Source organism: Streptococcus oralis, from assembly GCF_016127915.1.
Classification (GTDB): domain Bacteria; phylum Bacillota; class Bacilli; order Lactobacillales; family Streptococcaceae; genus Streptococcus; species Streptococcus oralis_BO.
Window position 1 is genome coordinate 1,760,312 of sequence record NZ_CP066059.1, and the last position, 26,924, is coordinate 1,787,235.

A 26,924-nucleotide genomic window follows, 5' to 3' on the forward strand; every position below is an offset into this window, starting at 1 on the left:
TGTTATACTATATCTGTAAGCATTTTCAATTAAAAAGGAGAAGACGATGAGTCAAAAGATTATTGGGATTGACCTTGGTGGAACATCTATCAAGTTTGCAATTTTAACTCAAGAGGGAGAAATCCAAGAAAAATGGTCTATCAAGACTAATATTTTGGATGAGGGAAGTCATATTGTAGATGATATGATTGAGTCTATTCAGCATCGTTTGGACTTGCTTGGATTGTCATCTACGGATTTCCGAGGCATTGGAATGGGATCACCTGGTGTGGTTGACCGTGAAAAAGGAACTGTTATCGGTGCCTACAACCTCAACTGGAAAACCCTTCAACCAATTAAAGAAAAGATTGAAAAAGCCTTGGGGATTCCATTCTTCATCGATAATGATGCCAACGTAGCTGCTCTTGGTGAGCGCTGGATGGGTGCTGGTGAAAACCAACCAGACGTTGTCTTTATGACACTTGGTACAGGTGTTGGTGGCGGTATCGTGGCAGAAGGCAAATTGCTTCACGGTGTCGCTGGTGCGGCAGGAGAACTTGGTCATATCACTGTTGACTTTGACCAACCAATCGCTTGTACTTGTGGTAAGAAAGGCTGTTTGGAGACAGTTGCTTCTGCAACAGGGATTGTCAACTTGACACGTCGTTATGCTGATGAATACGAAGGCGATGCAGCCTTGAAACGCTTGATTGATGACGGTGAAGAAGTAACTGCTAAAACTGTCTTTGACCTTGCAAAAGAAGGGGATGACCTTGCCTTGATCGTTTACCGAAACTTCTCACGTTACTTGGGAATCGCTTGTGCTAATATCGGCTCAATCCTAAACCCATCAACAATCGTTATCGGTGGTGGTGTGTCAGCAGCTGGAGAATTCCTTCTCCAAGGTGTTCAAAAAGTCTACGACGAAAATACCTTCCCTCAAGTACGCACATCCACAAAATTGGCTCTTGCAACTCTAGGAAATGACGCTGGAGTTATCGGAGCAGCATCACTTGTATTGCAATAAGATAATAAAAAGGGGAAAAACACTACTTTAAAGCCAGTGATTTTCCTCCTTTCTTTTTTTATGCTATACTAGTTAGGACAATAAATGAGGTGAGAGAAAATGACAAAAGCAGATACGATTTTTAAAGAAAATATTGAACGAATCCTCAAAGACGGTGTCTTTTCTGAACAAGCACGTCCCAAGTACAAGGATGGGACTGTTGCTAATTCCAAGTACATAACGGGCGCCTTTGCGGAGTATGATTTGTCTAAGGGGGAATTTCCCATCACAACCTTGCGTCCCATTGCAATCAAATCCGCCATCAAGGAAGTACTCTGGATTTACCAAGATCAGTCTAATAGCTTAGATGTTCTCAATGACAAGTACAATGTTCACTACTGGAATGACTGGGAAGTGGGAGATACGGGAACCATCGGTGAGCGCTATGGGGCAGTCGTTAAGAAACACGATATCATTAATAAGATTCTCAAGCAGTTGGAAGCCAATCCTTGGAATCGTCGCAATATCATCTCACTCTGGGATTACCAAGCATTTGAGGAGACAGACGGCCTCCTTCCATGCGCCTTTCAGACCATGTTTGATGTCCGTCGTGTTGATGGAGAAATCTATCTGGATGCGACCTTGACTCAGCGTTCTAACGATATGCTGGTGGCCCACCACATTAACGCTATGCAGTACGTAGCCTTGCAGATGATGATTGCCAAGCATTTCGGCTGGAAGGTTGGGAAGTTTTTCTATTTTATCAACAACCTTCATATCTATGATAATCAGTTTGAACAAGCTCAGGAATTACTCCGTCGTGATCCGTCAAATTGCCAACCACGTTTGGTCTTGAATGTACCAGACAAGACTAACTTCTTTGATATCAAAGCGGAAGATTTTGAGTTAGTTGACTATGATCCGGTTAAGCCACAGCTGAAGTTTGATTTGGCTATTTAAGAAAATAAAAAGAAGTTGAGAAATCTCAACTTCTTTTGTTGCTTAATGTGATACGCGACGGCGAGCTGCTTTTTTGCGGTTTTCTTCGATGAAAGCTGCTTTTTGCTCTTCTGGCTCAATCACTTTCTTTTTAATTGCATATACTGCACCTGCAACGGCAGCGACAGTTCCTGCGACACCTGTTACAAGACCTTTAGCGAATCCTTTAGCCATGAGTCTTCCTCCTTTATCTTCCCGATCAGCCAGGCTCCTTAAGTGGTAGCATTTTTCTGACTGACCTTTTTGTGATATAATAATAGTAACGAAAAAATGGAAATTTTTCAAGGAAAAAAGATGAAAACAAAAATAATTGTGATTGTTGGACCGACTGCTGTTGGGAAGACAGCCCTTGCTATTGAAGTGGCTAAGCGCTTTGGTGGAGAGGTGGTCAGTGGTGACAGTCAGCAAGTATACAGAGGGTTGGATATTGGGACGGCCAAGGCTAGCCCAGAGGAGCAAGCAGCTGTTCCTCATCATTTGATTGATGTCAGAGAGGTGACCGAGTCTTACTCGGCTTTTGATTTTGTTTCAGAAGCTAAGAAGGCTATTGAGGATATTCAAAGCCGTGGCAAGCTAGCCATTATCGCTGGTGGAACTGGACTTTATATCCAGAGCTTGCTGGAAGGCTATCATCTAGGTGGGGAAACACCTCATAAGGAGATATTAGCCTATCGAGCTAGTTTAGAGTCTTATTCAGATGAGGAATTAGCCCATCTTGTGGAGCAAGCAGATCTTGAAATTCCCCAGTTTAACCGTCGTCGTGCTATGCGTGCCTTGGAGATTGCCCATTTTGGTCAGGATTTGGAAAATCAGGAAAGTCCTTATGAAGCTTTGATTATCTGCTTGGATGATGAACGCAGTCAGCTTTATGAACGTATCAACCGTCGAGTAGATCTGATGTTTGAGGCTGGATTATTGGATGAAGCCAAGTGGTTGTTTGAGCATTATCCATATGTACAGGCAGCCAAAGGCATTGGCTACAAAGAACTCTTTCCTTATTTCCGTGGGGAACAAACTCTTGAGGAAGCAAGCGAGAGTCTCAAACAGGCAACCCGTCGTTTTGCCAAGCGTCAGTTGACCTGGTTCCGTAATCGCATGCAGGTGACCTTTTATCAGATAGGAGAGTCTGGCGTGAAGGACCGCATTTTAAGCCAGATAGAGGAGTTTTTAAATGATTGAAACGGAGAAAAAAGAGGAACGTGTCCTGCTCATTGGTGTGGAATTACAGGGCATGGACAATTTTGACCTCTCTATGGAAGAATTGGCCAGTCTAGCCAAGACTGCTGGAGCAGTTGTAGTCGATAGCTACAGACAAAAACGTGAAAAATATGATTCCAAGACCTTTGTCGGCTCTGGCAAGTTGGAAGAAATTGCGTTCATGGTGGATGCAGAAGAGATTACAACTGTCATCGTCAACAACCGCTTGACTCCACGGCAAAATGTCAATCTAGAGGAAGTTCTGGGTATCAAGGTTATTGACCGTATGCAGTTGATTTTGGATATCTTTGCCATGCGAGCTCGAAGCCATGAAGGCAAGCTCCAAGTTCATTTGGCCCAGCTTAAGTATCTCTTGCCTCGCTTGGTTGGTCAAGGGATTATGCTCAGCCGTCAGGCAGGGGGAATTGGTTCCCGTGGTCCTGGTGAAAGCCAGCTGGAGCTGAACCGTCGTAGCGTTCGCAATCAAATCACAGATATCGAGCGCCAGCTCAAGGTGGTTGAGAAAAATCGGGCGACAGTCAGAGAAAAGCGTCTGGAATCAAGCACCTTTAAGATTGGTTTGATTGGTTACACCAATGCTGGAAAATCAACCATCATGAACACCTTGACCAGTGAGACCCAGTATGAAGCAGACGAGCTGTTTGCGACTCTGGATGCGACAACGAAGAGTATCCATCTGGGGGGCAATCTTCAGGTTACCTTGACTGATACGGTTGGCTTTATCCAAGATTTGCCGACAGAGTTGGTGTCCAGTTTCAAGTCTACTTTGGAAGAAAGTAAGCATGTGGATCTTCTGGTTCATGTCATCGATGCCAGTAATCCTTATCACGAGGAACATGAAAAAACGGTTCTGTCTATCATGAAAGACTTGGATATGGAGGATATTCCTCGCCTGACTCTTTATAATAAAGCGGATTTGGTGGAGGATTTCACGCCGACTCAAACGCCTTATGCCCTCATTTCTGCCAAGTCTGAGGATAGTCGTGAGCAGTTGCAAGCATTGTTTTTGGAGAAGATCAAGGATATTTTTGAGAGATTTACCCTGCGCGTGCCTTTTTCAAAGTCTTACAAGATTCATGATTTGGAAAGTGTAGCGATTCTGGAGGATCGTGACTACCAAGATGACGGTGAAGTGATTACAGGATTTATTTCCGAGAAAAATAAATGGAGGTTAGAGGAATTTTATGACTGATATTAAAACTTTGGCTCTAAAGTATGGAGGTTATACAAGTCTGGATAAGGTCTATCTAGATCAACTTCTAGCTGGCAAAACAGAGCAAGAGCAGCTGGCTCTCATCACACCTCCTCCGAGTGTAGTCAATGCCTACTTTGCAGAACTCTACCAGAAAAAGAGTCCTGAAGCTGCGACGGATTATTTTGCAGAACTCAGTCATGAACTGAACCTCTACAATGCTGAGCCAAGTTTCACCTTTGAAAACAAGCCCTTTATTCGTCTTAATTTATCTGGCAAATCCTTTGGCTTTTGCTATGAGAGTGAGGGACTGGGGCGGATTTTCTCTGAAAATGAAGAGGGAATCTCGGATGACTTACTTTTTGAGATTGCGCAAATTTTCCCCCATCAACTCGTCTTTGAAGAGTCTGGAAAGATTTACATGAAGGATGCCGGAGATAAGGAAGTTGTTAGTGTGGAGAATCTCACAGCTTTGACGGACTTGGAAAGTTTAGCAGATGGCCGCAAACGTCTCAAAGGTTATAGTCAAGACGATTTGCTTCAAGAGTCTAAAGCTTTTACTGGCAAGCGCTATTTCCGATCGGAAAATCGCACAGCCATGTTATATATTGATTAATTAGAAAGTATCGAATGGATATTCAATTTTTAGGAACAGGGGCTGGTCAGCCCTCTAAAGCCCGCAACGTCTCAAGTCTCGCTCTGAAACTCTTGGACGAGATTAACGAAGTTTGGCTCTTTGACTGTGGAGAAGGAACGCAAAATCGTATTCTGGAAACCACGATTCGACCACGGAAGGTCAGCAAAATCTTTATCACTCACCTGCATGGAGACCACATCTTTGGTTTGCCAGGGTTTCTCTCTAGCCGTGCCTTTCAGGCCAATGAAGAGCAGACAGATTTGGACATTTATGGACCGCAAGGCATTAAGTCCTTTGTCTTAACCAGCATTCGTGTGTCGGGTTCTCGTCTGCCTTATCGCATTCATTTTCATGAGTTTGACCAAGATTCTCTAGGGGAAATCCTTGAGACCGATAAATTCACGGTGTATGCAGAGGAGTTGGATCACACTATTTTCTGCGTTGGTTATCGTGTCATGCAAAAGGATCTAGAAGGTACTTTGGATGCTGAAAAACTCAAAGCTGCGGGTGTGCCATTTGGACCGCTCTTTGGAAAAATTAAAAACGGTCAGGATGTTGTTCTAGAAGACGGCACTGAAATCAAGGCAGCAGACTATATCTCAGCTCCACGTCCAGGTAAGATTATTACTATTCTGGGTGACACCCGAAAAACTAATGCCAGTGTGCGTTTAGCTGTCAATGCAGATGTCCTTGTCCACGAGTCGACTTATGGTAAGGGAGATGAAAAAATTGCCCGCAATCACGGTCACTCAACCAATATGCAAGCAGCACAAGTAGCAGTAGAAGCCGGCGCCAAACGCCTCTTGCTCAATCATATCAGTGCTCGTTTTCTTTCAAAAGATATCAGCCAGCTCAAGAAAGATGCGGCTAGTGTCTTTGAAAATGTTCATGTGGTTAAAGACTTGGAAGAGGTTGAGTTATAATTTTTCAGGTTCGTTGAGAGGGAAATAAGATGACTGTTGAAAATCGTTTATTGGATAAAGCGGATTGGTATTTTGAGAATGCATTAACCAACTACTTGCAGAGCTATCAATTACAAAAAGAAGAGTTAACTCAAAAAGATTATCGGGAGATTTATCGTTGGGCTGCGAATCATATCGGTTTTTTCGTTACTTGGCTCATCCAGCATGATGCCAAAGAAATCATGTCTCCTGATGAAGAAACGGTATTCCAAAGTGTAAAAAATGAGCAAATTTTGGGTGTTGATTATCTTTTAGACTGGTGTGATGGTAAACTGGGAACAATGTATATCAAAAAGGATTTCCAGGCTTTTGTAAATGACTATTATGAACATCAGTATATGGATGATTATTCCGAATTTGTAGTCAATGACTTGTATGACTTGCCTTTAGAATTTTTAGGTAGCTGGGAGGATTATCATCTGTTTGCTCCTGTCATTGATCAAGCCTATGCTCATTATTTAGCTGGAAAAAGATTTCATTAATTGACCAAAACTTTGAAAGGAATAGAGATGCGCACCATCATCATCACTGGGGCTAGCGGTGGCTTAGCCCAAGAAATGGTCAAACTCTTGCCAAATGACCAACTCATCTTACTAGGTAGAAACAAGGAAAAATTAGCTCAACTCTACGGAAATCATCCTAATGTGGAATGGATTGAAATCGACATTACTGATGACTCAGCCATAGAAGCTCTGGTAGCTGACCTCTATCTCCGTTATGGCAAGATTGATGTCTTGATTAACAACGCAGGATATGGAATTTTTGAAGATTTCGACCATATCTCTGATCAAGACATTCACCAGATGTTTGAGGTTAATACCTTTGCTCTGATGAATCTGTCTCGTCGTCTTGCAGCTCGTATGAAGGAGAGAGGAAAAGGGCATATCATCAATATTGTCAGCATGGCAGGTTTGATAGCGACTAGCAAGTCCAGTCTCTACTCAGCGACCAAGTTTGCGGCTATTGGATTTTCAAATGCTCTGCGCCTCGAAATCATGCCCTATGGTCTCTATCTAACGACGGTTAATCCAGGACCAATCCGAACAGGATTTTTTGACCAGGCTGACCCAGATGGGAGCTACCTCAAATCGGTTGACCGCTTTCTCTTAGAACCAGATGCAGTCGCTAGAAAGATTGTCAAAACCATAGGAAAAAACAAACGGGAACTCAATCTCCCAGTTTTGTTGAACCTAGCCCATAAGTTTTATACCCTCTTTCCCAAGCTAGCTGATAAGTTGGCAGGGGGAATCTTTAATTATAAGTAAAAGGAGTTCCTTACAAAAGGAACTTTTTTATAATATTGATCTGACTATCAAAATTTGTTTATTTTTGTTCTAAATCTACATTCACTTTTTTCGAATCTTCTACAAATTTTAGAAAAAACAATCAAAAATATGATTTTTTGTGTTTAGGGTATTGAAATTTCCTATATTATTTTATAAAATAAGGGTAAAAGGCTATGAAAAAGTAATGCGCTTGCAAATAAATGGAAGCGGTTACCAAAGGAGGATTTTATGGAAAAAGGCCATTGGAATCGTAAAAGAGTCTACAGCATTCGTAAGTTTGCCGTAGGAGCTTGCTCTGTCATGATTGGAACCTGTGCGGTTCTATTTGGAGGAAGTGTCATTGGAGAATCACCAGTTTTCGCCGATGAAACTCCGATTACTCACACTGTGGAACAAGCAAAAGAGGAAAGTCCGTCAGTGGAGGAAAAAGAAGATCAAACTGTAGCAGAGCACAAGGATACTGCAAGTGTCGACCAAAGTCAAGCTGCTCCAATTGAAGCAAGCAAACCAGAGAAGAAAGAAGATGAACCTGTAGCTCCAAAAGAGGAGAAAGCATCTCTAAAACCTGAAGAAACAGCTCCAAAGGTAGAATCTCAAGCTTCAAGTCAGGAAAAGCCTGTTAAGGAAGATTTGAAAGCTGCGACAAATGAAGAAGTGAATCAAATGATTGAAGATAGAAAAGTGAATTTTAATCAAAATTGGCACTTTAAACTCAATGCGAATCCTAAAGAAGCTGTGAAATCAGATGCCGATGTATCAACATGGCAAAAATTGGATCTCCCACACGACTGGAGTATCTTTAACGATTTTGACCATCAGTCACCTGCCCAAAACGAGGGTGGACAGCTCAATGGTGGTGAAGCTTGGTATCGCAAGACTTTTAAACTTGATGAAAAAGATCTCAAGAAAAATGTTCGTGTGACCTTTGATGGTGTCTACATGGACTCTCAAGTCTATGTCAATGGTCAGTTAGTGGGGCATTATCCAAATGGTTATAACCAGTTCTCATACGATATCACAAAATATCTTCACAAAGATGGTCGTGAGAATGTGATTGCTGTCCATGCGGTTAACAAACAGCCAAGTAGCCGTTGGTACTCAGGTAGTGGTATCTACCGTGATGTGACCTTGCAAGTGACAGATAAGGTTCATGTTGAGAAAAATGGAACAACTATCTTAACACCAAAACTTGAACAACAGCAACATGGCAAGGTTGAAACTCATGTAGCCAGCAAGATTGTCAATACAGACGGTAAAGACCATGAACTGGTGGCAGAGTATCAAATCGTTGAACGTGGTGGTCAGGCTGTAACAGGCTTGGTTCGTACAGCGAGCCGTACCTTGAAAGCACATGAATCAACAAGTCTTGATGCGATTTTAGAAGTTGAACAACCAAAACTCTGGACAGTTTTAAATGATAAACCTGCCTTGTACGAATTGATTACGCGTGTTTACCGTGACGGTCAATTAGTTGATGCTAAGAAAGATTTGTTTGGTTACCGTTACTATCACTGGACTCCAAATGAAGGTTTCTCTTTGAATGGTGAACGCATTAAATTCCATGGTGTTTCCTTGCACCATGACCACGGAGCGCTTGGAGCAGAAGAAAACTATAAGGCAGAATACCGCCGTCTCAAACAAATGAAGGAGATGGGTGTTAACGCCATCCGTACAACTCATAACCCTGCAAGTCCACAGACCTTGCAAATCGCAGCAGAACTTGGTTTGCTGGTTCAGGAAGAGGCCTTTGATACTTGGTATGGTGGCAAGAAACCATATGACTACGGACGTTTCTTTGAAAAAGATGCCACTCACCCAGAAGCTAGAAAAGGTGAAAAATGGTCTGACTATGATCTTCGTACCATGGTCGAAAGAGACAAAAATAACCCAGCTGTCTTCATGTGGTCTATCGGAAACGAAATCGGTGAAGCAGATGGAAAGGCTCACTCTCTTGCAACAGTTAAACGCTTAGTAAAAGTGATTAAAGATGTTGATACTACACGTTATGTTACTATGGGAGCAGATAAGTTCCGCTTTGGTGATGGTAGTGGTGATCATGAGAAGATTGCTAATGAACTGGATGCGGTTGGTTTCAACTACTCAGAAGACAACTACAAGAAACTTCGTGCGAAACATCCAAACTGGTTGATTTACGGTTCAGAAACATCTTCAGCAACCCGTACACGCGGTAGCTATTATCGTCCTGAACAGGAATTGAAACATAGTAACGGACCTGAACGTCATTATGAACAGTCTGATTATGGAAATGACCGTGTTGGTTGGGGTAAAACGGCAACAGATTCATGGACTTTTGACCGTGACAACGCTGGCTATGCTGGACAGTTTATCTGGACAGGTACGGACTATATCGGTGAGCCTACACCATGGCACAACCAAAACCAAACTCCCGTTAAGAGCTCTTACTTTGGTATCGTAGATACAGCCGGTATTCCAAAAAATGACTTCTATCTTTACCAAAGCCAATGGGTTTCTGTCAAGAAGAAACCAATGGTTCATCTCCTTCCTCACTGGAACTGGGAAAATAGAGAATTGGCCTCTAAAGTAGAAGATGCACAAGGAAAAATCCCAGTTCGTGCGTACTCTAATGCTGCAAGTGTTGAATTGTTCTTGAACGGTCAATCTCTCGGAGTTAAGAAGTTCAACAAGAAACAAACTAGCGATGGACGCACTTACCAAGAAGGTGCCAATGCCAAGGAACTCTACCTTGAGTGGAAGGTTGCGTACCAACCAGGTACTTTGGAAGCTGTAGCTCGCGATGAAGCCGGAAAAGAAATTGCACGTGATAAGATCACGACTGCAGGCCAACCAGCAGGTGTTCGCCTCGTCAAGGAAGAACACGCAATCGCAGCAGATGGAAAAGACTTGACCTACATCTACTATGAAATCGTAGACAGTGAAGGAAATGTGGTACCAACTGCCAATAATTTGGTTCGTTTCCAATTGCATGGACAAGGTCAACTGGTCGGTGTAGATAATGGGGAACAAGCCAGCCGTGAACGCTATAAGGCGCAACCAGACGGTTCTTGGATCCGCAGAGCCTTTAACGGTAAAGGGGTTGCCATCGTTAAATCAACTGAACAAGCAGGTAAATTCACCCTTACTGCCCACTCTGATCTCTTGAAATCTGGTCAAGTAACTGTCTTTACTGGTAAGAAAGAAGGACAAGAAAAGACAGTTCTAGGAACAGAGGTACCAAAAGTACGTACTGTTATCGAGAAAGAACCGAAAATGCCGAAGACCGTCGCTTTTGTCTATAGTGATGGCAGTCGTGAAAAACGTCCAGTAACATGGTCATCTGTTGATGTGAGCCAAGCTGGAGTTGTGACAGTTAAAGGCATGGCAGACGGACGTGAGGTAGAGGCTCGTGTCGAGGTTCTAGCAATTGTGAAAGAACTACCAACAGTTAAACGTGTTGCTCCAGGAACAGATTTGAATGCAGTTGATAAATACGTTTCTATTGTTGTAACAGATGGAAGCGTTCAAGAATACGAAGTTGATAAGTGGGAGATTTCGGAAGCAGATAAAGCTAAACTGTCAGTTGCAGGATCACGTATTCAAATGACTGGCCAACTAGGAGGAGAAACCATTCATGCTACCCTTGTGGTAGAAGAAGGTGAGGCTGCAGCACCTGTAGTGCCAACTGTAACTGTTGGCGATGAAACTGTCACAGGTCTTACTGGTCAAAAACCAATGCAATACCGCACTCTTGCTTATGGAACTGAGTTGCCTAAAGTCACAGCAAGTGCTGAAAATGCAGCTGTTACAGTGGTGCAAGCAAGTGCAGCAAACGGTATGCGTGCAAGCATCTTTGTTCAACCAAATGATGGTGGCCCTCTTCAAATGTATGCAATTCAATTCCTTGAAGAAGCACCAAAAATTGACCATTTGAGCCTACAAGTGGAACAAGCTGACAGCCTTAAAGAAGACCAAACAGTCAAATTATCTGTCCTTGCACACTATCAAGACGGAACACAAGCAGTTTTACCAGCAGATAAGGTGAACTTCTCTACAAGTGGTGAAGGGGAAGTCGCAGTTCGTAAAGGAATGCTTGAGTTACATAAGCCAGGATCAGTCGCTCTCAAAGCAGAATATGAGGGGGCTACAGGTCAAATCGATCTCACGATTCAGGCCAACACTGAGAAGAAGGTTGCGCAATCTATCCGTCCAGTAAACGTAGTAACAGATTTGCATCAGGAACCAAGTCTTCCAGCTACAGTAACAGTTGAGTATGATAAAGGTTTCCCTAAAGCCCACAAAGTCACTTGGCAAGCCATTCCAAAAGAAAAACTCGATCACTATCAAACCTTTGAAGTTCTAGGTAAAGTTGAAGGTCTTGACCTTGAGGCGCGTGCTAAAGTCTCTGTAGAAGGCATCGTTTCAGTTGAAGAGGTCAGTGTGACGACACCAATCGCAGAAGCGCCGCAATTACCAGAAAGCGTTCGTACCTACGATTCAAATGGCCACGTTTCATCAGCTAAGGTTACTTGGGATGCGATTCGTCCAGACCAATACGCCAAGGAAGGGGTCTTTACAGTTAATGGTCGCCTAGAAGGTACGCAATTAACAACGAAACTTCATGTTCGCGTATCTGCTCAAACTGAGAAGGGAGCAAATATTTCTGACCAATGGACCGGTTCAGAATTGCCACTTGCCTTTGCTTCAGACTCAAATCCAACCGACCCTGTTTCAAACGTCAACGATAAATTGATTTCCTTTAATGACCGACCAGCCAACCGTTGGACAAACTGGAACCGTACTAATCCAGAAGCTTCAGTTGGTGTCCTATTCGGAGATTCAGGTATTTTGAGCAAACGTTCAGTTGATAATCTAAGTGTCGGATTCCACGAAGACCACGGAGTTGGTGTACCGAAGTCTTATGTGATTGAATATTATGTCGGTAAGACCGTTCCAACAGCCCCTAAAAACCCTAGCTTTGTAGGTGAGGAAAACCATGCCTTTAACGATCCTGCAAACTGGAAAGAGGTAAGCAATCTCAAAGCACCAGCTCAATTAAAAGCTGGAGAAATGAATCATTTCAGCTTTGATAAAGTTGAGACCTATGCGGTTCGCATTCGTATGGTTCGACTTGATAGCAAGAAAGGAACGTCTATCACAGAAGTACAAATTTTTGCGAAACAAGTCGCAGCAGCCAAACAAGGACAAACGAGAATCCAAGTTGACGGTAAAGACTTAGCAAACTTCAACCCAGATTTGACAGACTACTATCTTGAGTCTGTAGATGGAAAAGTTCCTGCAGTAACAGCAAGTGTTAGCAACAATGGTCTCGCTACCGTCGTTCCAAGTGTTCGTGAAGGTGAGCCAGTTCGTGTTATCGCGAAAGCTGAAAATGGCGACATCCTAGGAGAATACCGTCTACACTTTACAAGCAATAAAGACTTGCTCTCTCGTAACCCAGTTGCTGCGGTCAAACAAGCTCGCTTACTACAAGTAGGGCAACCACTTGAATTGCCAACTAAGGTTCCTGTTTACTTCACAGGCAAAGACGGTTACGAAACAAAAGACTTGGCAGTAGAATGGGAAGAAGTTCCAGCAGAAAATCTGACAAAAGCAGGTCAATTTACCGTTCGAGGCCATGTCCTAGGTAGTGATCTTGTTGCTGAGTTCACTGTACGAGTGACAGACAAACTTGGTGAAGCTCTTTCAAATAACCCAGAGTATGATGAAAATAGTAACCGCGCCTTTGCTTCAGCCACTAACGACATTGATAGAAACTCCCATGACCGTGTGGACTATCTCAATGACGGAAATCATTCAGAAAATCGTCGTTGGACAAACTGGTCTCCAACACCATCTTCTAATCCAGAAGTATCAGCAGGTGTGATCTTCCGTGAAAATGGTAAGATTGTCGAACGGACTGTAGCGCAAGCCAAACTTCACTTCTTTGCAGATAGTGGTGCAGATGCACCATCTAAACTCGTTTTGGAACGCTATATTGGCCCAGAGTTTGAAGTGCCTACCTACTATTCGAACTACCAAGCCTATGATGCAGCCCATCCATTCAACAATCCAGAAAATTGGGAAGCTGTGCCTTATCGTGCGGATAAAGACATTGCAGCTGGTGATGAAATCAACGTAACATTTAAAGCTGTCAAAGCCAAAGCCATGAGATGGCGCATGGAGCGTAAAGCTGACAAGAGCGGTGTTGCGATGATTGAGATGACCTTCCTTGCACCGAGTGAATTGCCTCAAGAAAGTACCCAATCAAAAATTCTTGTAGATGGAAAAGAACTTCCTGACTTCGCTGAAGATCGTCAAGACTACCAAATCACCTATAAAGGTCAACGTCCAAAAATCTCAGTCGAAGAAAGTAATCAAGTGGCTTCAACAGTTGTAGATAGCAGAGACGATAACCTTCCAGTACTTGTTCGCCTTGTTTCAGAAAGTGGAAAACAAGTCAAGGAATACCGTATCCAGTTGACTAAGGAAAAACCAGTTTCTGAGAAGGCTGTTGCTGCTGTACAAGAAGATCTTCCAAAACTCGAATTTGTTGAAAAAGATTTGGCTTACAAGACAGTTGAGAAAAAGGATTCAACACTGTATCTAGGTGAAACTCGTGTAGAACAAGAAGGAAAAGTTGGTAAGGAACGGATCTTCACAGCGGTTAATCCTAGTGGAAGTAAGGAAGAAAAACTCCGTGAAGTGGTAGAGGCACCGACAGACCGCATCGTCTTGGTTGGAACCAAACCAGGAACCTCCCTTCCAGAAGATGAAGTGAAAAACCTTGTCCTTAACAGACCAGAACTTGTAATCGAAGAAGAAACAATTGATTTCAAGGTTCAGGAACAAAAGAATGATCAGCTTCCAGCGGGTCAAACTCGTGTTCTCCAAGAAGGTCAAAAAGGTATCCGTGTTCACTTGATCGAAGTTGAAAATGGCAAGCGAACTGAAAAAGAAAGCTATGATAAAGTCATGGCTCAAGATCGCATTGTAGAAGTTGGTACGGCTAGTGAAACAACTAAACCAGTACCTCAAGAATCTACAAAACCACAAGTATCAGAAAAAGCAGATACAAAAGAAATTTCTTCAAATGAAGCTAGTCAGGTTCAAAAAGAACAGTTACCAAATACAGGAAGTGCAGAAAGTCAAGCAGCTCTAGCAGTAGGCCTAGCTCTTCTTGGTTTGAGTGCAGGATTAGTGGCCACTAAAGGTAAAAAAGAAGACTAGAATGAATCAGTATTTCTTCTAATTGTATCTCAGAAAGACCAGGGGAACCTGGTCTTTTTAATGGGTAGAAGTATTCTCTCTAGAGTAATTTAACGTTTATGAAATCAGATAACCAAAATGATAAAAACACTATCTGGTATCCAAAACGAGGTGAACTTATTTTTTTAAAAAATAGCGGTAAAATATACCAGATTCTGTTTTGATGATAGGAGAAGAAAAGACACAAAGCGGTTAATATACGGATGTGAAAAAGTCGATTTCGAACGATAAGAAAAAATTGGATTTTTTTATAAAAATTTGCTTGATAGTTCTAGCCTTTTTCTTCATAGTATGATAAAATGTGGATGTAATGTGGCTAATAATTTTCGCTTGAAAAAGCAGAATGGTGATTAGTTGGGGACAATCATTTAGTTTACTATTACATTGTACATTTACAACTGAATATTATAAGAAAGGAAGATTAAATGAACAAGAAAATAAGATCTTGGATTCAGATCCTTATTCTTTGTTTGGGAGTTATTCTCCAATCATTTGCCCCTCTGACGCAAGTACATGCGACAGAGTATAACAATGTGATCACTAGTGTTGGTGTTGAGAACAAATCTGGTGAAGCATTAACGCAAGGATTGGATATTTGGCAAGAATTCCGTCTTACTGCCAATTTTGAGTTGCCAGATAATACGGTGCATGAAGGTGATACAACAACACTTCAATTGCCATCAGAGATTGCATTTTCAAACTCTTCAGACATTGAATTACGAGATGCTTCTAACAATCTTGTAGCTACTGGACATCTAGATGCCACTAGCAAAACGATTACTCTAACTTACACAAAGTTTGTTGAGAATAATTCTGGCGTTAGGGGGAAATTCTTTGTCTATGTTCGAGTTGACCATGATGTTGTTTCAGAAGAAAAAGACATTGATGTCAATATTACTGTAGGACATAGAGTTCTATCTGCAGGGAAAATCCGTTATAACGGCCCTCCAGGGAAATACGACTCTAAAATTGAAAAGAGTTCCTTCCAATACAAGGATGATGAGAAAAATGTAATCCGTTATAACATTACTGTAAACCGCAATATGGCGAACTACAGTGATGTCACTATCAAAGATGCTTTCTCTTCTCCAAATATGACATTCCTACCAGATACTTTTCGTATTTATAAAGTAAACTGGAGCTGGAATAACGGAGACTGGAAATGGTCCGATGCTCAGGATATGACTGAAACCTTTAAAAACCAACTAGTGGTAAATGCGAATGGTGATGGTTTCACCCTTCCTTTAGGAGATACTAATGGTTTTGGTTATATGATCGAGTATCGAGCTAAAGCGAATTATGATCTAGTCGATGGTGAGGAAATCACGAACGTAGCCAACATGAGCTACAATGGTAGTGAGAATGAACAATCAACCAGCACACGTACCTACCAGATTGCAGGTGGTGTTGCGGAAGGATATGTTTTCACCATTAAAATTCATAAGGTAGATGAAGCTGGCCAACCATTGCAAGGTGCAGTTTTTGAAGTGATTCGTGATCGTAACCAAGCTGTTGTTGGACGATTGACAACAGATTCTGATGGTAACGCTAGTGTAGGTAAATTGTTGCGAGACAACTATACAATTCGTGAAGTAACGGCTCCTTTTGGCTATGACAAACTAACTGAAGATATTAAAATTTCTCCAGATGAGTTCGGCTCAGACAAATCTGTAGAACGTAGAATTGAAAATAAGAAGACACCTCCGAAGACTCCAACTGAGAAAGAGATTACTTTCAAAAAGGTGGATCCAAATGGGAAAGAAATCCCAGGTGCCGAACTTAAAATCTACAGCGGAGATCGTGTAAGACCAGAAGCTCCACCTGTAGCAGACTGGACAACAGAAGCTAATACTTCTAAAGTGACTAAATTAGCTCCTGGTACCTATACTCTAACAGAGTCCTATGCTCCAGATGGGTATCAGTATGTTGATGATGTTACCTTCACGGTCAATGCTGATGGTTCTATTACAATTGTCAAAAAAGGTACAACAGATACTGTCGTAACAACTGGTTCTGTTTTGTCAATCACTGACAAAGAAGATACAACTCCAAAGGCGATTACCTTCAGTAAGGTAAACCTTGGAGGAAATGAAATCGCTGGTGCACAGATTAAGATCTACAAGGGCGAAAAAGCTGAAGGTACAGCCGTAGAAAGCTGGACTTCAACTGACCAACCTAAGCAACTGAATCTTGAACCAGGCATCTACACTTTCCATGAGGAAGCAGCCCCAACTGGATACCTCAAAGTAACGGATATCACTTTCCAAGTTAAACCTAACGGTACTGTTGAAGTGACAAAAGTAGGTGAAAAAGATTCTAAAGGTGAAGACAATCGTGTTGTAGCCCAAAATTCAACTCTGACAGTTACTGATAAAGATGACGATGTAGCTCGTAAAATCACGTTCAGTAAAATTAGTCTTGGTGGGGTTGAAATCGCAGGAGCACAAATCAAGATCTTCAAAGGCGATAAGGCAGAAGGCACAGCCGTAGAAAGCTGGACTTCAGAAGCTGGTAAGTCTAAAGACTTGAATTTGGCTCCAGGCACTTACACCTTCCATGAGGAAGCAGCCCCAACTGGTTACCTCAAAGTAACGGATATCACTTTCCAAGTTAACTATGATGGAACAGTTAAAGTGACGAATGTTGGTACTAAGGATGCTAAAGGCGAGGACAATACAGTCGTAACCGATGGTTCAACAATCAAAGTCACTGATAAAGATGACGATAGTCCACGTAAGATTACCTTTAGTAAAGTTAACCTTGGTGGTACAGAAATTGCAGGTGCTACAATCAAGATCTACAAGGGCGATAAGGCAGAAGGCACAGCCGTAGAAAGCTGGACATCTGAAGCTGGTAAGTCTAAAGATCTCAACTTGGCCCCAGGTACTTACACCTTCCATGAGGAAGCAGCTCCAACAGGTTACCTCAAAGTAACAGATATTACTTTCAAAGTGAAAACTGACGGAACAGTAGAAGTAACCAATGTCGGCGAGAAAGACTCTAAAGGTGAAGACAACAAGGTCGTAACCAACGGCTCAACTGTTACAGTAACGGATAAAGACGATGATAGTCCAAAAGCCATTACTTTCAGTAAAGTTAACCTTGGTGGAACAGAAATCGCAGGTGCTACAATCAAGATCTACAAGGGCGACAAGGCAGAAGGCACAGCCGTAGAAAGCTGGACTTCAGAAGCTGGTAAGTCTAAAGACTTGAATTTGGCTCCAGGCACTTACACCTTCCATGAGGAAGCAGCCCCAACTGGTTACCTCAAAGTAACTGACATCACTTTCCAAGTCAAACACGATGGCACAGTGGAAGTGACAAATGTTGGTGAAAAAGACTCTAAAGGTGAAGAAAACAAAGTCGTAACCAACGGTTCAACTGTGACTGTAACTGACAAAGATGATGACCTTCCACGTAAGATTACCTTTAGTAAGGTTAGCCTTGGTGGAACAGAAATCGCAGGTGCTACAATCAAGATCTACAAGGGCGACAAGGCAGAAGGCACAGCCGTAGAAAGCTGGACTTCAGAAGCTGGTAAGTCTAAAGACTTGAACTTGGCTCCAGGTACTTACACCTTCCATGAGGAAGCAGCTCCAACAGGTTACCTCAAAGTAACGGACATCACTTTCCAAGTCAAACATGACGGCACAGTGGAAGTGACCAATGTTGGTGAAAAAGACTCTAAGGGTGAAGAAAACAAAGTTGCCACAAACGGTTCAACTGTAACTGTAACTGATAAAGATGATGACCTTCCACGTAAGATTACCTTTAGTAAGGTTAGCCTTGGTGGAACAGAAATCACAGGCGCTCAAATCAAGATCTACAAGGGCGATAAGGCAGAAGGCACAGCCGTAGAAAGCTGGACTTCAGAAGCTGGTAAGTCTAAAGACTTGAATTTGGCTCCAGGCACTTACACCTTCCATGAGGAAGCAGCCCCAACTGGTTACCTCAAAGTAACTGACATCACTTTCCAAGTCAAACACGATGGCACAGTGGAAGTGACCAATGTTGGTGAAAAAGACTCTAAGGGTGAAGAAAACAAAGTTGCCACAAACGGTTCAACTGTAACTGTAACTGATAAAGATGATGACCTTCCACGTAAGATTACCTTTAGTAAGGTTAGCCTTGGTGGAACAGAAATCGCAGGCGCTCAAATCAAGATCTACAAGGGCGATAAGGCAGAAGGCACAGCCGTAGAAAGCTGGACTTCAGAAGCTGGTAAGTCTAAAGACTTGAATTTGGCTCCAGGCACTTACACCTTCCATGAGGAAGCAGCCCCAACTGGTTACCTCAAAGTAACGGACATCACTTTCCAAGTCAAACACGATGGCACAGTGGAAGTGACAAATGTTGGTGAAAAAGACTCTAAGGGTGAAGAAAACAAAGTTGCCACAAACGGTTCAACTGTAACTGTAACTGATAAAGATGATGACCTTCCACGTAAGATTACCTTCAGCAAGGTTAGCCTTGGTGGAACAGAAATCGCAGGCGCTCAAATCAAGATCTACAAGGGCGACAAGGCAGAAGGCACAGCCGTAGAAAGCTGGACTTCAGAAGCTGGTAAGTCTAAAGATCTCAACTTGGCCCCAGGTACTTACACCTTCCATGAGGAAGCCGCTCCAACCGGTTACCTCAAAGTAACTGACATCACTTTCCAAGTCAAACACGATGGCACAGTGGAAGTGACCAATGTTGGTGAGAAAGACTCTAAAGGTGAAGAAAACAAAGTCGTTACAAATGGCTCAACAGTAACTGTAACCGACAAAGACGATGACCTTCCACGTAAGATTACCTTCAGCAAGGTAAATCTAGCAGGTGAAGAAATCGCGGGCGCAAAAATCCAAATTTTCCGTGGAGAAAAAGTTGCAGGTAGTCCTGTGGCTGAATGGACTTCAAAAGCCAATCAATCACATGTACTTGATTTGACTCCAGGAGTATATACTTTCCATGAAGAAGCCGCTCCAACTGGATACTTAGCAGTAACAGATATTACATTCCAAGTTAACTACGACGGAACTGTAACAGTGGTAAATGCTAGTGGAAATCAGGTTGAGTTTAAGGATGGTAAGTTAGTAGTAACGGACCAAACTGAACCAGAAAATCCTAACCTACCAAACACTGGAAGTGAATCTGGACAAGCTGCATTAGCAGCAGGTTTAGCTCTTCTAGCTTTAGGTGCAGGTCTTGTAGCAACTAAACGAAGAAAAGAAGACTAATCTCATTTAGTAGCCAATAAGTACAGTAAAGAAAGATCAGGGATAACCCCCTGGTCTTTTTTATGGTTCAGAATAATGAAATATGCTAAATTAAACTATTTATCAGGATGGGATATGACTATTACTAGATTTCTTCTGAGTTTTACTTATATAAAATAGTTTGGATAATTATTAAGGTGTATCAAACTTATAAATAAATGGAATGTTTTGTGCATTGTTCCTTTCTGTTTGTTTAAAAGAGAAGTTGTTCGTATGTGTACACTAAACTTAAAGAAACTTCAGTCTGATGAAAGAATTAGTTTTTATGGCAGTAATTTTACACTGTGTCAATATTTTCAAAAGGCAATAACCTCATAATATTACAAAAAAAGTTAATTTTGTTTTATAATGAAATTAAAGGAGGTTTCTATATTAAAAATAGAACAAATATGATAAATATTGCACTCACATATAGTTATGAAACATGTTAATATGATGTAACTTATTCAATAACCCTCATGGATTTCAACGAATTCGAAAGGAGATGAGTGTTGAGATTTTATAATCATAGTTTGTCGTTTTAATGTTTTCGGTAATTTAGAAAGGAAGATTATGAAGAACAAGAAATTTTGGTTACCCATCCTAACTTCTCTGGCCTGTTTGCTAGGGATGATCTTTGCTCCAAATTCAGTTCAAGCAAAGGAACTGAAGAACGTTATCAGTAATATTGGAATTTGGGAGGTTGATAATGGTAAGTTTATAAAACCAGATGCGAATGGTGTTTATACACTTTCTCCTGAACATCATAACTACTCAAATTATAAATTCACTGTTGATTACGATTTGAGTGCCTATGATGGTAAATTAGAGGACGGTGATACCTTTACCTTTACTGTTCCGAGCCCTTTAACTGTTAGAAATGAAACTTTTGATTTAAAAGATAAGGAAACAGATCTAGTTATCGGGGAAACTCAAATTGTATCAAACGGGGATAATAATGGTGGTAAGGCAACTATTACATTAAAAAATCTGAAAACCTATCTTGAGAAAAAAGGTGGCTATCAAGTCCAAAACGTTAAAGGAAATTTCTTTGTTGGTTTTAGTTCTAAAAATGAATTAAGCAATGAAACACTCCGTTTTGATAAGACGGAAACCATAAATGAAATTACCCATCAAATCAAGGTTAAAAAAGGTGATACGGCTGATTATTCTGAAGGAATTGGTCGAGCTAATTTCAATAAATATCATGGTTTGATTTACAAAGAGGATTGGACATCAAAGGCTCTAAATAAGAGCGGAAAATACTTACACAGCTGGTATGTTCGTGTTAATCCGAAACAAGCAGCCTATAATAAAATTGAAATTCATGACTGGGTAGATCCAAATGCTTCACCAATGCAGATGATTCCTGAAACATTTAGCGTCACAGCAGGTTGGTATGATCAATATTATTACTTTAAAGATGAAGTGGTTTTAGAAGCTGGTAAGGATTACCAAGTAAAATGGAATGATTCTTACACAGAATTTACTTTAACAATTAACAATGCATCTTCAATTCTTGCGAAGAACGGTAAACCAGCAGCATTTCGAATTCATTATAAAACAAGTGCTCCAGCAGATGGCACGCAAGTCCAAAACAATGCTGAAATGAAGGGTGATGACCAGATTCTTACATATGACGACTATAGTAATAAGACAGTTGTTAAGCAAATCGGAAACTCAGTTGTTGCTTCTGGCGGTACAATTCAGTTAGAAACAGGTTACCGTATCATTCTTTACAAGGTCGACGAGCTGACTCATGACCGTCTAAAAGGAGCAAAATTCAAGATTACTCCTCCAGCAGGAGCTACGGCTAAAGAGGAAATTGTAACGACAAATGATGACGGAATTGCTGAATCATCTATTTACTCAGAAAGTGATATCAAGAAAGGGAACTTTACAGTAACTGAGGTTGAGGCTCCTGAGGGATATGAGTTAAATCCTACTCCATTTGAGATGACTGTTGGACAAGACGGAGCTATCAAAACAGTTACAAATAAACGTAGCAAAGCTAAAGCTAAGATTAAAGCTAATAAAAAACTTACAGGACGTGAGTTGAAGGCTGAAGAGTTTGAATTCACTTTAACAGACCAAGATGGTAAGGTGAAAGAAACTGTGAAGAATGACAAAGACGGAAACATTGCTTTCTCAGAATTGGAATTCGACAAAGCAGGGACTTATACCTTTAAAATTGCTGAAAAAGCTGGCAGTGATACAAGCATCAAGTACGACACTAAAACTGTTACGGCTACAGTTACTGTAGCGGACAAGGGTAAAGGTGCACTTGAAGCAACTGTTTCTTACGACGACGAAAAAGCTTTCGAGAATACTTACACACCAGCGAAAACTGAAGTTCCTGTGAAAAAAGAATGGGATGATAAGGACAACCAAGATGGTAAACGTCCATCTTCTGTCACAGTTAAATTGCTTGCAGATGGTCAAGATACTGGTAAAACACTTGAATTGACTGAAGCAAATGGTTGGGCTGGAAGCTTCAAAGACCTTGATGCTGATAAAGGCGGCACACCTATCAAGTATACTGTAGTAGAAGTAACTGTTGCTGGTTACACTTCTAAGGTTACTGGTGACGCTGCATCAGGATTCACTATCACAAATAGTTATTCTCCAGAAACAGTTGTTGTAAAAGCAACTAAGAACTGGGATGACGCGAATAACCAAGACGGCAAACGTCCAACTAAGATTACAATCAATCTTTTAGCAGACGGTCAGAAAGTTGATTCGAAAGAAATTCAGGCTGCTGCAGACGGAACTTGGACTGTCGAATTCACGAAATTAGCAAAATATAAAGCTGGTAAAGAAATCAAATACACTGTAACAGAAGAAGCCGTAGCAGAATACGAATCAACTATTACAGACTTTACCATCACAAACAAATATGCTCCAAAAGCAATCGACTACAAGGTAACAAAAGTATGGAACGACGCGAACAACCAAGACGGCAAACGTCCTGAGTCCGTAACGGTTCAACTTTATAAAAAAGTAGGAGATGCAGATTCAGTAGCTGTTGAAGGTAAGAAATTGACCTTGACAGCTAAGGATAAGACAGACGCTAACACTTGGGTAGCATCCTTCACCAATCTTCCACAATACGAAGCTGGTAAAGAAATCACTTACTCTATCAAGGAAGTAGACGTACCAGCTGGTTATGAAGCCTCTGTGACTGGTCAGGTCGTGACAAACACTCACACACCAGAAACAGTCGTTCTTTCAGGAACTAAGGTTTGGAAAGATAACAACAACCAAGACGGCAAACGTGCAGATAAAGTGAAAGTTCAAATTCTTAACGGCGACAAAGTTGTTCAAGAAATTGAAGTTTCAGAAGCAACTGGTTGGAAGTTCGAATCAAAAGCACTTCCTAAGTATGAAAATGGTAAAGAAATCGAGTACAAAGTCAAAGAAGTTGTTGTTGCAGAATACAAATCAGTAGTTACTGACCACAAAGACGGTAAGTACACTATTACCAACAAACATACACCGTTGAAAACTACTGTAAAAGGTAAGAAGATCTGGAAAGATGAAGAAAACAAAGACGGTATCCGTCCATCTTCTGTCACTGTGAAACTTCTTGCAGATGGTAAGGAAACTGGTCAGACAGCTACAGTGTCAGAAACAAGTGGCTGGACTTATGAGTTTACAGGTCTTGATCGTTATCAAGAAGGTAAGGAAATTGCCTACACTGTTGAAGAAGTGAATGTTCCAGATGGTTATACAGCTTCAGTAGAAGATTACAACATTACAAATACGCATACTCCTGAAAAACCAACACCTGGCAAACCAAATGAACCAGGTAAGCCTAAAAAAGGTGGGGAATTGCCTAATACAGGAAGCGAGTCTAACCAAGTGGCTCTAGTAGCTGGAATCGTCCTTCTTGGATTGGGAACAGGATTCTTGGCAAGACGCAAAAAAGAAGATTAAGTTTTTTAAACGGTATCTTTCACGAAATTTTGCAAGACAGTTTAAAAGTGGAAACAAGTGTCAATAGAAATTGGCACTTGTTTTTTGTAACTGACCCTGGTTCTACTACCGGATACAAGTGGATAGTTGCCACTTACTAAAAAGCTATTGTTTTTGCGATGAATTCCACTATAATAGATGACAAATAGAAAAGGAGATGTTGCATATGATTGAAACAAGATTACAAGATAAATTGAAGGCAGGTTTAGAGGTGGAAAATTTTCAAAAAGATGGCGACATCTATCTGTCTCTTAATCCTGATTATCTATCTGGAGATAATGCTAAATACATGACCATGTATAACCGTATGGCTCGCTGGTATGATATGGGTGAAAAATGGATAGGACCACTTCTCCACGGCAAGGCAATTGATAAGTTGAGAAGGGATCTGATGGAGGAAATAGAATGGAAAGATAATTTATCTGTTCTTTATGTCTCTATCGGGACTGGTCAAGACCTCCGTTATATCCCTGAGACAATTGACCTGAAAAGTTTAGACTTTGTAGGGGTAGATATTTCTATCGGTATGTTAGAAAAATGCCAGAAATCTTGCGCTAAAAAGACTAATTTGCAACTTTTCCATGCTTGCGCGGAGGATCTACCCTTTGCGGATAATAGTTTTGACATTGTCTACCATATTGGCGGAATCAATTTTTTCAATGATAAGGCCAAGGCTATGCAGGAAATGCTACGAGTGGCGAAGCCAGGAACCAAGCTTTTAATTGCAGATGAGACGGCTGACTATGTGGATCAGCAATATAAGAAAAATCATTTTAGTAAGGATTATTTTAAAGATGCTACTGTTGATTTGAGTGAAATTGAGAATGCTGTTCCAAGCGAAGTTAAGGAAAAGGAATTGAAACTTCTTTGGGATGGAAAATTCTACGCCTTGACATTTAGGAAATAAGATAAAGTATCTTGGTAGAGCTTAGAAAACAAGGTATGAAGATAAAAACATTCCCTTAGACAGCTGTCTGAGGGAATGTTTTTTTATGGGAGCATCATCAATTCGACAACCATCGCTATGTAGATGATTAAGGTAAGGAGAAAACCGGCTCTCCAGAAAAACTTGATGAATTTAGGGTAATAAAAACTTCGTTTTTTGACAAGGAAAAAGACTACAAGGAGAATTGCTAGGAGAGAAAGAGCAACACCAAGTCGCGGTAGAAAGTTGTGGGTAAAGGCTTTAGCAGTAATCAGGTAGTACTCAAATACCAAAAGTGGAAAAGCTAGATCCGCGAAATTAAATCCTATTTTCCTAAGTCCGAAAAGCTTGGTGACAATAAAGCAAACCACCAAGGTTAATATCAATAATAAAATAGATGCTATTTTCATTAAAATCATACCCATATTGTATCATAAAAAAACGCTAAAGGAAATGAGAAACAAGGGAATTTGTTGGAAAGTCAGGCTTTTGAGATTGTAGGTGTTTTTTGTTATAATGAAAGTTATGAAATCTTATAATACCTTGAATGATTATTATCGAAAACTTTTTGGAGAAAAGACTTTCAAAGTTCCTATTGATGCGGGATTTGACTGTCCAAATCGGGATGGAACTGTAGCTCATGGTGGTTGTACTTTTTGTACGGTTTCAGGTTCTGGAGATGCCATCGTGGCACCGGATGCCCCTATCCGTGAGCAATTTTATAAGGAAATTGACTTTATGCACCGCAAGTGGCCAGAAGTTAAAAAGTATCTGGTTTATTTTCAAAATTTTACCAACACCCATGAAAAGGTGGAAGTCATCCGAGAACGTTATGAGCAGGCCATCAACGAGCCAGGTGTAGTTGGAATCAATATTGGAACACGGCCAGATTGTTTACCAGACGAAACAATCGAATATTTGGCTGAGTTGTCGGAGCGTATGCACGTGACTGTAGAATTGGGCTTACAGACTACTTTTGAAGCAACCTCTGACCTGATTAACCGTGCCCATTCTTATGAATTGTATGTTGAAACAGTAAAACGCTTGAGGAAATATCCCAAGATTGAGATTGTTTCCCATTTGATCAATGGTTTGCCTGGGGAAACTCATGAGATGATGGTCGAAAATGTTCGCCGTTGTGTCACCGATAATGATATTCAAGGAATTAAACTGCACTTGCTTCACCTTATGACCAATACGCGCATGCAGCGAGATTACCACGAAGGACGCTTGCAACTGATGAGTCAGGATGAGTATGTAAAGGTCATTTGTGACCAACTGGAAATTATTCCCAAGCATATCGTCATCCATCGAATCACAGGAGATGCGCCTAGAGATATGCTGATTGGTCCTATGTGGAGCCTCAATAAATGGGAAGTGCTAAATGCTATTGAAACTGAGATGAGACGTCGTGGAAGTGTGCAAGGATGCAAGGCTGTAAAACAGGAGTTTAAAAATGAAAAGACCACTTGAGATGGCACATGATTTTTTAGCTGAAGTTGTGACAAAAGAGGATATTGTTGTGGATGCGACCATGGGCAATGGCCATGATACCCTTTTTTTAGCCAAGCTAGCCAAGCAAGTCTATGCCTTTGATATCCAGGAGCAGGCTTTGGAGAAGACGCAAGAGCGTTTGGATCAGGCTGGAATGACAAATGCCCAGTTAATCTTGCAAGGTCATGAGACACTTGATCAATTTGTGACAGAAGCTAAGGCAGGGATTTTTAATCTGGGTTATTTACCTTCTGCTGACAAATCCGTCATCACCCAACCTCAGACTACTATCGAAGCCTTAGAAAAGCTGTGTCACTTGCTTGTCAAAGGGGGACGGATTGCCATTATGATTTATTATGGTCATGAGGGAGGAGATATTGAGAAGGATGCTGTTTTGGAGTTTGTTAGCCAGTTGAACCAACAAGAGTATACTGCTGCCATTTATCGGACTCTCAACCAAGTTAACAATCCACCGTTTTTAGTTATGATTGAAAAATTAGAAAGGTATAGACATGGATAAACAATACCTTCGTGAGAAGCTTGAGACAATGCGCCAAAATTTTGTCGAGTCAACGCATCACGAGCGAGCAGTCGGGGTGCTCGACGAAGCACATATGAGCAAGAAAATGCTTAAAATTAAGAAAAAATTAGTGGCTCTTGAAATGGAACGATGCCAGAAAAAAATTGAGCACAAAGACTGTTCTAAGATTGATCAGAAAATCCAAGAGCAAAAGGAGATTTTTGAATCTTGTTGTAAAAAAGATTAAGG

The 26,924-nt window shown here is 41.2% G+C and carries 17 protein-coding genes; 15 read left to right on the forward strand and 2 right to left on the reverse strand.

The window, feature by feature from the left end; all coding sequences use genetic code 11:
- Window positions 1–46 precede the first annotated feature (46 nt).
- Entirely contained in the window at window positions 47–1,006 is a 960-nt protein-coding gene (locus I6H78_RS08640) for an ROK family glucokinase (RefSeq protein ID WP_061406775.1), read from the forward strand.
- Window positions 1,007–1,105: 99 nt separating this feature from the next.
- Window positions 1,106–1,945, forward strand: coding sequence for a thymidylate synthase (locus I6H78_RS08645; RefSeq protein ID WP_061406777.1), 840 nt, complete (start codon window positions 1,106–1,108; stop codon window positions 1,943–1,945).
- A gap of 42 nt (window positions 1,946–1,987) precedes the next feature.
- Here the strand turns inward: I6H78_RS08645 and I6H78_RS08650 are convergent, their stop codons facing one another.
- Window positions 1,988–2,158 carry a DUF3042 family protein gene (locus tag I6H78_RS08650; protein WP_001051782.1) on the reverse strand — a complete coding sequence of 57 codons (171 nt, stop codon included), beginning with the start codon at window positions 2,156–2,158 and terminating at the stop codon, window positions 1,988–1,990.
- 120 nt (window positions 2,159–2,278) lie between these two features.
- Here I6H78_RS08650 and miaA point away from each other — a divergent pair, with 120 nt between their 5' ends.
- The 10 genes from miaA to I6H78_RS08700 all read left to right on the forward strand — a co-directional run bounded on the left by miaA (window position 2,279) and on the right by I6H78_RS08700 (window position 24,643).
- Complete coding sequence (miaA, locus tag I6H78_RS08655) at window positions 2,279–3,163, forward strand: tRNA (adenosine(37)-N6)-dimethylallyltransferase MiaA (protein ID WP_198459426.1); 885 nt, start codon at window positions 2,279–2,281, stop codon at window positions 3,161–3,163.
- On the forward strand, window positions 3,156–4,394 hold the full coding sequence (hflX, locus tag I6H78_RS08660; RefSeq protein ID WP_198459427.1) for a GTPase HflX: 1,239 nt from the start codon (window positions 3,156–3,158) through the stop codon (window positions 4,392–4,394). The genes miaA and hflX overlap by 8 nt, the downstream gene beginning before the upstream one ends.
- Window positions 4,387–5,010, forward strand: coding sequence for a cystathionine beta-lyase (locus tag I6H78_RS08665; protein WP_198459428.1), 624 nt, complete (start codon window positions 4,387–4,389; stop codon window positions 5,008–5,010). Before hflX ends, I6H78_RS08665 begins: the two co-directional genes overlap by 8 nt.
- 14 nt (window positions 5,011–5,024) lie before the next feature.
- Window positions 5,025–5,954: a ribonuclease Z gene (gene rnz / locus I6H78_RS08670; protein WP_198459429.1), complete on the forward strand. Its 930-nt coding sequence runs from the start codon at window positions 5,025–5,027 to the stop codon at window positions 5,952–5,954.
- A 29-nt stretch (window positions 5,955–5,983) separates the two neighbouring features.
- Entirely contained in the window at window positions 5,984–6,475 is a 492-nt protein-coding gene (locus tag I6H78_RS08675) for a DUF7832 domain-containing protein (protein WP_198459430.1), read from the forward strand.
- 27 nt (window positions 6,476–6,502) lie between these two features.
- Window positions 6,503–7,258 carry an SDR family NAD(P)-dependent oxidoreductase gene (locus I6H78_RS08680; RefSeq protein ID WP_198459431.1) on the forward strand — a complete coding sequence of 252 codons (756 nt, stop codon included), beginning with the start codon at window positions 6,503–6,505 and terminating at the stop codon, window positions 7,256–7,258.
- A 249-nt stretch (window positions 7,259–7,507) separates the two neighbouring features.
- A complete protein-coding gene (gene bgaA, locus I6H78_RS08685) occupies window positions 7,508–14,485 on the forward strand; it encodes an LPXTG-anchored adhesin/beta-galactosidase BgaA (protein ID WP_198459432.1) in 6,978 nt (2,325 codons plus the stop codon).
- A gap of 464 nt (window positions 14,486–14,949) precedes the next feature.
- Window positions 14,950–19,743, forward strand: coding sequence for a SpaA isopeptide-forming pilin-related protein (locus I6H78_RS08690; RefSeq protein ID WP_198459433.1), 4,794 nt, complete (start codon window positions 14,950–14,952; stop codon window positions 19,741–19,743).
- Between the two features lie 591 nt (window positions 19,744–20,334).
- Window positions 20,335–23,697 carry a Cna B-type domain-containing protein gene (locus tag I6H78_RS08695; RefSeq protein ID WP_198459434.1) on the forward strand — a complete coding sequence of 1,121 codons (3,363 nt, stop codon included), beginning with the start codon at window positions 20,335–20,337 and terminating at the stop codon, window positions 23,695–23,697.
- A 205-nt stretch (window positions 23,698–23,902) separates the two neighbouring features.
- Entirely contained in the window at window positions 23,903–24,643 is a 741-nt protein-coding gene (locus I6H78_RS08700) for a class I SAM-dependent methyltransferase (protein WP_198459435.1), read from the forward strand.
- 83 nt (window positions 24,644–24,726) lie between these two features.
- On the opposite strand, the gene I6H78_RS08705 is transcribed toward I6H78_RS08700, so the two are convergent.
- Window positions 24,727–25,086, reverse strand: a complete 360-nt coding sequence (locus I6H78_RS08705; RefSeq protein WP_070567053.1) for a DUF3397 domain-containing protein — start codon at window positions 25,084–25,086, stop codon at window positions 24,727–24,729.
- Between the two features lie 91 nt (window positions 25,087–25,177).
- Between I6H78_RS08705 and mnmL the strand changes: the two genes are divergently transcribed.
- Genes mnmL through I6H78_RS08720 form a run of 3 tightly spaced genes read left to right on the forward strand, consistent with a single transcriptional unit; the run spans window position 25,178 to window position 26,922 of the window.
- Window positions 25,178–26,134: a tRNA modification radical SAM protein MnmL/YtqA gene (gene mnmL / locus I6H78_RS08710; protein WP_049549786.1), complete on the forward strand. Its 957-nt coding sequence runs from the start codon at window positions 25,178–25,180 to the stop codon at window positions 26,132–26,134.
- Window positions 26,118–26,675 carry a tRNA 5-(aminomethyl)-2-thiouridylate-methyltransferase MnmM gene (gene mnmM, locus I6H78_RS08715; RefSeq protein WP_198459436.1) on the forward strand — a complete coding sequence of 186 codons (558 nt, stop codon included), beginning with the start codon at window positions 26,118–26,120 and terminating at the stop codon, window positions 26,673–26,675. Before mnmL ends, mnmM begins: the two co-directional genes overlap by 17 nt.
- Window positions 26,668–26,922: a hypothetical protein gene (locus tag I6H78_RS08720; protein ID WP_000361100.1), complete on the forward strand. Its 255-nt coding sequence runs from the start codon at window positions 26,668–26,670 to the stop codon at window positions 26,920–26,922. The genes mnmM and I6H78_RS08720 overlap by 8 nt, the downstream gene beginning before the upstream one ends.
- The last annotated feature ends 2 nt before the right edge of the window (window positions 26,923–26,924 follow it).